Genomic DNA, 2,542 nt, shown 5'->3' with positions numbered 1-2,542 from the left:
CCTTGATGTCTTGCTTGGGAAACGAGGTCTTCATGATGGTCTGGCGTTTGGATGTCCAAACACTATGCCAGATTTTGTGGCGTCGCAGCACTAGACGTGGCACGCTGAGGGCCTTCCCTGCCGGAGCCGCCATGAACCCGCACGCCCTCGCCGACCTTTCCAGCCGCCTGCCCAAGCTGCGCCTGCTCACCGAGCCAGGTGACCTGGAGCACTACGGCCGGGATTGGACGCGGCGCTGGACGCCGGCCCCCCTGGCGATCGCGCTGCCGGCGTCGATCGAGGAAGTGCAGGCGATCGTGTGCTGGGCCAACGACCACAAGGTGGCGATCGTCCCCTCCGGAGGCCGTACCGGCCTTTCCGGCGGGGCGGTGGCCGCGAATGGTGAGCTGGTGCTGAGTCTGGCGCGCATGAACCGGGTACTGGGTTTCGACGCAGTCGACCGCACGCTCACCGTACAGCCGGGCATTGCGCTGGAAGCCGTGCACACGGCGGCGCGCGAGCAGGGCCTGATCTATCCGGTGGATTTCGCGGCGCGCGGCTCCTGCGCCATTGGCGGCAATATCGCCACCAATGCCGGTGGTATCCGGGTGATCCGCTACGGCAATACGCGTGAGTGGATCGCCGGTCTGAAGGTGGTCACGGGCCAGGGCGAGCTGCTGGATCTCAACCGCGCTTTGATCAAAAACTCCAGTGGTTATGACTTACGGCAATTAATGATCGGCTCGGAAGGCACGCTTGGCATCGTGGTGGAAGCGACGTTGCGCCTTACCGATCCGCCGCCGGCCTCGCAGGTGATGCTGCTGGCCTTGCCCGATATGGATGCGCTGATGCAGGTGTTCGCGCTGTTTCGGGCGCGCTTGCCGTTGCAGGCGTTCGAATTCTTTACCGATGTCGCGCTGAAGCATGTGCTTGCGCATGGCGCGCAACGTGCGATCGACGGCGATTATCCGTATTACGTGGTCACCGAGTTCGATGCCGCGGACGAGCGCGCGCAGGAAGAAGCCTTGGCCGTGTTCGAACAGGCGGTCGAGCAAGGCTGGATCGCCGACGGCGTCATGGCGCAAAGCGAAGCGCAAGCCGCCGCGCTATGGCGATTGCGCGAAGGCATCACCGAGAGTCTCGCTGCGCACAAGCCCTATAAGAACGACATCTCCGTGCGCATCAGCGCGGTGCCGGCCTTTCTGCAAGACATCCAGGCACTGCTCACGCGCGAATATCCGCAGATGGAAGTGGTGTGGTTCGGCCATATCGGTGACGGCAACCTGCATATCAACGTGTTGAAGCCTGCGTCGCAGAGTGACGCAGAGTTCATTGCGCAATGCGAACACGTCACCAAGCTGCTGGCGGCAGCGCTGCAGCGTCATGGCGGAAGCATTTCCGCCGAACATGGCATTGGCCTGGTGAAGCGCGCGTATCTGGAAAGCACGCGCAGCGCGGCGGAAATTGCCCTGATGCGCGGGGTGAAGGCGGTGTTCGATCCGAACGGCATACTCAACCCAGGCAAATTGTTCGCCTAGGTTGGGGTGTAAACCCCAACATAGCCATGTCGCCGTGTGCGAGATGTTGGGGTTTGCACCCCAACCTACGCGACTTGGGTTATGTGGCGAGCCCCCGTACCATGTGCGCTCCCATTCCAACGCCACCCACGCCCATGTCCCAGCATCGCCGCAGCTTGTATCCCGAGATCGAGCCCTACGACGTCGGCCTGCTCAAGGTATCCGACCTGCACACGCTCTACTACGAGCAGAGCGGCAATCCGAACGGCAAGCCGGTGGTGTTTCTGCACGGTGGCCCGGGTGGCGGCACCAATCCCAAATGCCGGCGCTTCTTCGATCCGAAGGTATATCGCATCGTGCTGTTCGACCAGCGCGGCTGCGGCAAATCGACGCCGCACGCGGAGCTGACGGACAACACCACCTGGCACCTGGTCGCCGATATCGAACGCTTGCGTGAACATTTAGGCATCGCGCGCTGGCAGGTGTTCGGCGGTTCGTGGGGCTCCACGCTGTCGCTTGCCTATGCGCAAACGCATCCGGACAAGGTGACGGAACTGGTGCTGCGCGGGATCTTCATGCTGCGCCGCTGGGAGTTGGAATGGTTCTACCAGAAAGGCTGCGATGCGCTGTATCCGGATGCATGGGAGTCGTTCCTGGCTGCGATTCCCGAGGTTGAGCGCGGCGACCTGATGAGCGCCTACCACCGCCGCCTCACCAGTATGGACCCACGCGTTCGCCTGGCCGCCGCGCGCGCCTGGTCGGTATGGGAAGGCGCCACCAGTTTCCTGTACCAGGACGAGGCGTACATCCATAGCAGCGGCGAGGACGAATTCGCGCTCGCGTTTGCGCGCATCGAATGCCATTACTTCGTGCACGGCGGTTTCTTTGAACACGACGATCAGCTATTGCGCAACGTCGATCGCATCCGGCGCATTCCGGCGGTGATCGTGCAAGGGCGCTACGACGTGGTATGCCCGATGCGCAGCGCGTGGGATCTGCATCGTTCGTGGCCGGAGTCGGATCTGCGCATCGTGCAGGATGCGGGG

The 2,542-nt window shown here is 62.9% G+C and carries 2 protein-coding genes; both read left to right on the top strand.

Annotated elements, in window-relative coordinates; genetic code table 11:
• The first annotated feature begins 131 nt into the window (after positions 1 to 131).
• Entirely contained in the window at positions 132 to 1,517 is a 1,386-nt protein-coding gene (locus ACTHNE_RS17280; protein WP_440269895.1) for an FAD-binding oxidoreductase, read from the top strand.
• 134 nt (positions 1,518 to 1,651) lie between these two features.
• Positions 1,652 to 2,542: prolyl aminopeptidase (gene pip / locus ACTHNE_RS17275; RefSeq protein WP_440269894.1), on the top strand; the 891-nt coding region annotated here is incomplete at its 3' end.

This window comes from Dyella sp. (assembly GCF_051954575.1).
Taxonomy (GTDB): domain Bacteria; phylum Pseudomonadota; class Gammaproteobacteria; order Xanthomonadales; family Rhodanobacteraceae; genus Dyella_B.
The sequence above is the reverse complement of the archived record's forward strand: the minus strand, read 5'-3'. Positions and strand labels throughout refer to the sequence as shown.

Coding starts and splice junctions, on each gene's coding strand:
- ACTHNE_RS17280 (WP_440269895.1), top strand. CDS start 132: ATGAACCCGCACGCCCTCGCCGACCTTTCCAGCCGCCTGCCCAAGCTG.